The sequence below is a fragment of the Fibrobacter succinogenes genome (assembly GCF_902779965.1).
Lineage (GTDB): Bacteria > Fibrobacterota > Fibrobacteria > Fibrobacterales > Fibrobacteraceae > Fibrobacter > Fibrobacter succinogenes_F.
This window is the reverse complement of the sequence record NZ_CACZDK010000027.1, coordinates 38,719-45,992: the sequence shown is the minus strand read 5'-3', so window position 1 is coordinate 45,992 and position 7,274 is coordinate 38,719. Positions and strand designations below refer to the sequence as shown.

Here is a 7,274-nt window from a genome sequence, read left to right as displayed (position 1 = left end):
CTTCTTGATGACCTTGTTTGACCCACAAAAAAAGCAAATTTTTCCCATAAAAGAAAAATTTGCTACAACGCCTTATAAATCAAAGGGTTACAAGAAATTCAGGTACCCAAATGTCATATAGGCCAAATTTCATTTTTTTTAAGCCAAAACGTCCCGAGCATTCGCCCGAGACGTTTTTTGATGGTTACTTTAGCGCCCTCATTACTGTGAGCGCATCAGTCTTTACTTGATGGAGATGCGAGCGCTCTTGCTTGCACCGTTCATCATCACACGCACGACATAGTTACCTGTGCTCATGTTCTTGAGAGAGAACTGGTGTGCACCGGCAGCCACATTTTCATTGAAGCTTTCAACAACGTGGCCCATCATGTCGAACACCTGGACACTTGCCTTACCAGCCTTGCTGAAGTTCACGCTCAATACGTTACCCTTCAAGCCAAGCTTGATGCCACTTGCAGCGCGAGCAACAGTCTTGATAGCAACGGATCCGCTGAGGCACTTGAGGTCATCCACATAGAGGTGCTTAATTTCAGGCTGTTCGTCAAAGTTTGCATAGCCAACAACTTCCCAAGCCATTTTCTTGATGGCGGCATGGTTCAAGTCCTTCGGATCCTGCGTCCAGGCCGGCTGTTCAAGCTTTTCCCAAGGAATCACAACAGTATTCCATTCCGCAGCATCCGTAGCGAGGAATTCGTGGAAAGCAAAGTCCGTCACCTGACCATCCTGAACCTTGAACTTGTGAGAGGCACCCTTGTAGCGGTAGCTGAGAGCAGTGCAAGCACTCAAGTCAATGCCCTTGGAGGTATCGGCATTCATATTGAGGCCGAGGGCCACAAACGGAGCATAAGCATATTCAGCTTGATTCCAAACAATATCCGTGAGGCCGACAAAGCCCTGAGTACCATTGGTTGCATCGTTTGCACCCGGGAACACGACAACATAGCCCGGAAGCTTCGGATCATAGACGTTAGAAATGCTGGACTTTCCGCCCGAAGCACTATCGGTATAAGCATACCACGTACCGCCCGTCTTGAGAACTTCGTCACCGTCTTCAACATCGTCAATAACAAGGAGATCCTTAACCGGAACCACAGAAGAAGAAGAAACCGGAGTTGCAGAAGAGCTAGAACGAACAGCGCTAGAGCTGGACTTAGCCTTTGCAGAAGAGGAGGAAGTCGGAGCCGGGCCGTTACCGCCGCTAATAGCAGTGATAGAAGCACCATTGCAACGAACGTCATCCACATAGAGGTAATCGTACTTGGGCTGGTTCTTGCTATCCGGAACATCGAGAGCACCCTTGACTTCCCAAGCAAAACGCTGCACCTTGTTCATACCCTTGTCACCGAGACTAAAGTGCTTGTCATCATCGCCCCAGCTTTCCTGAGTGAACTGGTCCCAAGTGAGTTCCACTTCCTTCCATTCATCAGAACCGTCCTTGTTCACGTGATGGAAGTTCCAGTTCGTGACGAGAGAGGTTTCAACGCGGAAGTTGTGGCTTGCGCCCTTGAACTTGTAGCTGATGGACTTGCAAGCAGAGAGGTCGATAATAGTCGTATCGCGCTTGAGGTTGAGGCCGATTGCTACATACGGAGCGTACTTGTAAGCACCCTTGGCAAGCTTGATTTTTTCAATACCGGCCATGTACTTGGAGGTGTTCTTGTCGCCCTTCTTCGGCATGAGCACGTCATAGACTTTCTTGCCGAAATCGTTTTCCCACTTGCTGTTAGAAATAGAGGTTTCGCCCTTGCCATCCGTATCGTCGTCGGAGTCCGCAAATGCAGACCACCATCCGCCCGTGTAGGCAAAACGGTCACCGTCTTCGAGGTCGTCGATAAGGTCGGTCTTTTCACCATTAGCAACACCCGTCGAGAAACCGCTGTTGCTGCTGCCATTGCCGTTCTGGAGACCGCAGTTCTTATAGCCGCTCGTTCCGTTCATCCAACCCTTGACCATGTTACCAGAAGTCGTAAAGGTAAGGCCATTGTCGATAGCGAGGTTCTGGAATGCAGCGGACTGTTCCTTGATAGCAGAAGCAGACCAGTTCGCCCAAGAAACATTGTTCTGGTTCATCCAGTTAATCCATGCCTGGCTCGCACTCTGGTTCGGAGAGCCGTTACCGTCGGCGCTGACCGTTCCCCATTCCGTAGCAAACACAGGAACGCCGGCAGACATAGCCTGAGCGGCTCGTTCATTGTAACCGCCGTTACCCGTCTGGTGCGTTGCAGCATAGAAGTGGAGCGTGCAACCGAAGTTTTTCTTGCTGTCCTGAATGCCAGCCTGGGCGCACTGTTCCGGATGGCTGGACCATTCCGGGCTGCCCACGAGCACGAGGTTGTCGGAATACTTACGGATGGCGGCAATCACGGAGTTGGCATGAGAAGCGACCGTCCCCATATCGGCACCGACAGGTTCGTTCCAGACTTCGAAAATCACGTTGTTGTATTCGCCATATTCCTTAGCGGCATATTCGAAGAACTTGACAGCTTCAGAAGTATTGCCGTTAGCACTTTCGATGTGCCAGTCAATAATCACGTAAATGTCGTTTTCAATAGCGGCATTGACCACGTTCTTGAGGTAACCCTTCTGGAGGGTTTCGCCCTGCGGGCTACTCAAGTAGCCACGGCCCTGATCCTGAAACTTTTCCTGAGTCACACCCATTGCAAAGCGAATGACTTCGATGTTCATTTGCTTCACCATGGCGTTCACGGCCTTTTCAGAATAGAAAACCGTAGAGCTATCTGCACCCGAGCTCCAGAAGAGGCTCATGCCTTTGACCTGAACCGGCTTGTTGGCGTAATCCGGGCAAGAGCCAGAAAGCTTGCCACCATTAGCCTTAAGTTCACCGTATGTGCTCACCGGGCCAAGACGGCTAGCAGAAACTGCCATAGCAGAAGTTACGGCAGCGCACATCAAAAATGCGAAGACTTTTTTCATAAACATCCTTTTGTGTTCACCCAATCTCCGCAACCATTTATCCCGAATGAAAGATAACTATTATATGGGGCAATAGATGTAACTTATTTAGAAACATGGTTTTTCGCAAAAAAAACGCAATTTGGGATATAAAAATTTACAGAAATAGCCCTTTGACCCATCTCTAGTTTTTCACAAACTTCATCGTTTGCGTACCAAGCCACGTCGTAAGATGCACAATGTAAATCCCGGCACGGAGTGAACTCATATCGAGTACTCGAACATCACCCACTTTTTTGAGGTTCGAAACGTCAATTCGACGACCATCAACGCTCACGATATCTAAGCTAACAATGTTCAAAGAACCAATCACTAGCTGGGAAGAACGAGAATCGTAGAAGAGATTTCTCGAAGGTGAAACCATCTTGGCAAGACCCACGCTTCCCTCCGAACTGCTGCTGGAATTGTTACTGGATTCTTCGCTCGATGAGCTCAGAATGACGTTGCTAGAAGAACTGCCGGGAACTTTGCTCGATGAACTCGGGTATTCCATCACTTCCCCATTGCTTCCTTTGTATGCCATAAGAGCATCCTTGAGTTTTTGATTCACGTCCGATGAAGCGTCATCAACAGAATTATCAAACGTCCACTTGAAATCGCCGCCTTGCACGCGGCCCGCGTAGGCCCGCACATTCGTCACCGCCTGTTCCGGCGAATCAGCCGTGTAGCTGTACATAATGGACTTGTCCGTATCGAAATTATTGTAGGAATTTGCACCCTCGTAAGACTTTACGCTAGAGGGCACTTGGGCTTCGCGACTGCTAACAACATAAGCATCAAAGTCAGCCTTGGAATCGATAGAACCCACCGCCGTTTCCTTGCCCTTCAAAACATACTTGCTTGCGCCATACGGAATAAATGTATAGGAACCTTCCATAAAGTTATTGTAGGCCTTGATAGCGCCACCAGCTTCGCTGCTGAACGTCCCCAAGTTCTTCGGATCGCGCTTGGTGCCGCCCGCATAAACGTCACTCCCTTGCATTGATGTCATCATCGGATACTTGCAGTTGCGGAAATAGTTCGCTTCCATGAAAACGGAGGAACCTAGCGTAGAACCCGCGCCATACTTGGCGTTGCCATCGTAGTAGTTATTGTAAACGTGAGCGCTGTAGTAACGCACACGCGGATGGCGGCTATCGGAATGGTCATACCAGTTGTGATGATACGTGATGTAGAGCCCGTCGGTCGAACCTTCGGAAAGGCCTAGCAAATTCGACTTGCCATTGTCCCAAAAGTGGTTGTAGCTGAACGTGATGTACGTTGACTTTTTGCAGTCCAAAGCGCCATCGCCTTTGACCTGGTCCTTATCGCTCCCCGCATGGCCATAGAAAAAATCGCAGTTATGCACCCAAATGTATTTGTTGTCTTGCTGGAGGCCAATGTTGTCGCCTTCATCGGAATCAACGTTCATGATCCCTATATTTCGCACTTCGACATCCTGCGCATTCTTTATTCGAATACCCCAACCGTTTGCAGTCGCATCGTTGCCAACACCTTCGAGCGTTACCGCCATCCCCTCTTTTTTACCCATATCAATGACAATATCACCATGATCCGTATCGGTCGGATCCGTCACATTGCCAACCAAACGAATTGCAAGCGGACGCGTTTCAAAACCTTTCTTTAACGCCGTCAAAATGTTCTGCAAACCAATACATTCCGTCGTAGCGCCTTTGTTACTCGTCACCACATCGAACTTGACCGTATTCTTAGTCGATTCCGTAACGTATAAAACAACGGCTCCGCTCTTGAGCGTACCATCAGCCTTGTAAGCGCCCGGAACATGCCCGTCGCTAAAAGCAAAACCGCTGCGGTCGTGAGCCTTCACCGTAATCGACTTGGATGTGGACGAAGCACCTTCCTTGCCGCCCTTGACCGAAACCACCTTGAGCGTGTAATCACCCGCCTTGAGGCCCACGGCATCGACGCGGAACTTGGAACCGTACTTGCGGATGAGCGGAGCATCGACCTTGACATTATTGACGCCAGCGCCCGAATAATAGACGTTATAGCTATCGGAACCGTCCGAAGCCCATTCGACGTACGCAGACTCCAGCGCACCAGAAGCATTTTCAAGAGAAACCTGAGCATTGGCGACCGTAAAAAAGCCAACACAGGCAAAAACAGAAACGATTCGTTTCATAATACATCCCTTTTTTAGGCAACAAAGGTTGCCCTGCACCACTGGAGAATATACAGTTATTGTCAATTTTTATCAACATGTTTTTCAAAAGCATCAAAAAAATTACATAATTGACGTAATTTGACCCCGTTTCGCAAAGGTGAATTTTATTTTGCGTGAATTTTTTCTATAAAATTTTATATTGTGGTCGCTAGGTGTGGATGGGATACCTTAGAGGATAATTATGTTAAAAAAGACTTTTTTAGCAGGACTTGCAGTATTTGGGCTCGCTTTTACAGAAAGCTATGCAGGCCTAAGCGATGACGATTACATCGAAGCCGCCTGGATGACGACGCGTTTTTACGGGGCCCAACGTTCTGGTCAGGGGCCAAACTGGATCCTCGACGGAACAAACAATCCCACCAGTTTTACAAACGAAAAATACAACGGAAAAGACGTCAGCGGCGGTTGGTTCGACTGCGGTGACCACGTGATGTTCGGTCAGACTCAAGGCTACGCTTCTTACGTTTTGGCAGTGAGCTTTGCCGAATTTACGAAGGGTTTCTACGACCTTTATACCGGCGACTACACCGACTACAAAGCAAGCAAGGATTATACCCGCAAAGGCGGTAAGCCGAACGACGTGCGCGACCTCCTGGAAGAACTCCGCTACGAAGCCGATTTCTGGGTCAAGGCAGCCATCGACGAAAACAACTTTGTGACCGTGAAGGGCAACGGCAACCAGGACCACAACAAGTGGGTTACTGCAGGAGCCATGACCAAGCTCGGAACAGGCGACGGTGGTGAACCGCGCGAAATCAAAGGAAACGCAGACGACGCTTACACACCAGGTATGGCAGCGGCAATGCTTGCCGTGATGGCCCGTGTCGACCCCGACGAAAGCGCTCGCGAAAAGTATTTGAAGGCCGCAAAGACCGCATTCGCATACGCCAAGAAGCACAAAGGCGTCACAAACTCTCAAGGATTCTATGAAAGCAGCTGGTGGAATGGCATTTGGGAAGATGGTCCGTTCCTTGCCGCTACAGAACTCTACCGTACAACTAAGGACGAATCTTACAAATCCGAAGCGAAAAAATACTGGGACTTGATTAACTTCGACAAAAACAGCTACACTCGCTTTAGCTATTCTGACGCAAGCCCGCTCTCTTACATCCTCGGTGAATTCACCTTCGGTTTTAATCCGCTTGGCGACTTCGCTGGTGCGATAGGCTACCTCGACGAAATGTACGCGGATCAAGCCGACAGCAAGGGCATTTACAACAAAGAAACCTCCTCCAAAGATTATTTTCATGTCCGTACCCCATCGGGTGGCGCATTCCTTTACGCTCTCTATGCCAAATTTTCCAAGGATACAACATACGACAAGGCTATCGAAAAGAACATAGCCTACCTCCTTGGCGACAACAATGACAAGAAATCCTACGTCGTCGGTTTCACCCGCAACGGCGCCAAGGCTCCCACGAGACCACACCACCGCGGCTACTACGGCAACGAAGATCCGGGACGCGATGTCAACGGTGCAGGAAATCCTCCTGAAAAAAACAAGCTCTTGGGTGGTATGATTGCAGGAAACTTCAATAGCGGGAGTCATGATGGGTCTACCGCCAACTGGCGAGTAAACGAAGTCTGCGTTGACTTGAACGCTCCTCTTGTTGGTGCACTCGGTTACATCTTGAGCAAGAGAGCCCCGGTCGAAAAGGTCGGAAGTGACGTTGAAGACGAAGAAGAAAAGAAACGTCTAGAGGAAGAAGAACGCAAGAAAAAAGAAGAGGAAGAAAGAAAGAAAAAGGAAGGAATTGTTGCTGGCCGTATCGCAAATACGAACGCATTCAACCTGCTCCGCAGCACATCTTCTATCACGATTAGCAATGCTAACAACACTCCGTTCGCAGTTCAGGTTTTCGGTGTTTCTGGCAAGCTTGAACAGGAACTGATTAGCGATGGACACAGCTTGAACATAGGCATTCAAAACAAAGGTTTGAAGATTATCAAGATCTCTTCCAAGAATGCAACCAAGACGTTCAAGGTGAACGGGATTTAAAGCGTTGTCATCCTGAGCGAAGGCTAGAAAAGCCGAAGTCGAAGGATCTCAAGAAATTATCAAGTCCTCGCAATCGCGAGGGCTTTTTTCATGCAATAATAATGCTAGCATTCCGCA

3 protein-coding genes are annotated in these 7,274 nt (G+C 48.9%); 1 reads left to right on the top strand and 2 read right to left on the bottom strand.

Annotated features, from left to right (window positions below):
- Positions 1 to 222: 222 nt before the first annotated feature.
- The gene (locus tag HUF13_RS12495; RefSeq protein ID WP_304039134.1) at positions 223 to 2,934 is read right to left on the bottom strand and encodes a CIA30 family protein; all 2,712 of its coding nucleotides are present in this window, start codon (positions 2,932 to 2,934) and stop codon (positions 223 to 225) included.
- A 163-nt stretch (positions 2,935 to 3,097) separates the two neighbouring features.
- Positions 3,098 to 5,116, bottom strand: a complete 2,019-nt coding sequence (locus HUF13_RS12490) for a T9SS type A sorting domain-containing protein (RefSeq protein WP_173475441.1) — start codon at positions 5,114 to 5,116, stop codon at positions 3,098 to 3,100.
- A 223-nt stretch (positions 5,117 to 5,339) separates the two neighbouring features.
- On the opposite strand from HUF13_RS12490, the gene HUF13_RS12485 reads away from it, so the two are divergent.
- Positions 5,340 to 7,157 (top strand): glycoside hydrolase family 9 protein, encoded by a 1,818-nt coding sequence (locus tag HUF13_RS12485; RefSeq protein WP_173475440.1) that lies wholly within the window; start codon positions 5,340 to 5,342, stop codon positions 7,155 to 7,157.
- The last annotated feature ends 117 nt before the right edge of the window (positions 7,158 to 7,274 follow it).

Excerpts from the sequence above, each read along its gene's own strand:
- HUF13_RS12495 (WP_304039134.1), bottom strand. The coding sequence starts at position 2,934 with ATGAAAAAAGTCTTCGCATTTTTGATGTGCGCTGCCGTAACTTCTGCT.
- HUF13_RS12490 (WP_173475441.1), bottom strand. The coding sequence starts at position 5,116 with ATGAAACGAATCGTTTCTGTTTTTGCCTGTGTTGGCTTTTTTACGGTC.
- HUF13_RS12485 (WP_173475440.1), top strand. The coding sequence starts at position 5,340 with ATGTTAAAAAAGACTTTTTTAGCAGGACTTGCAGTATTTGGGCTCGCT.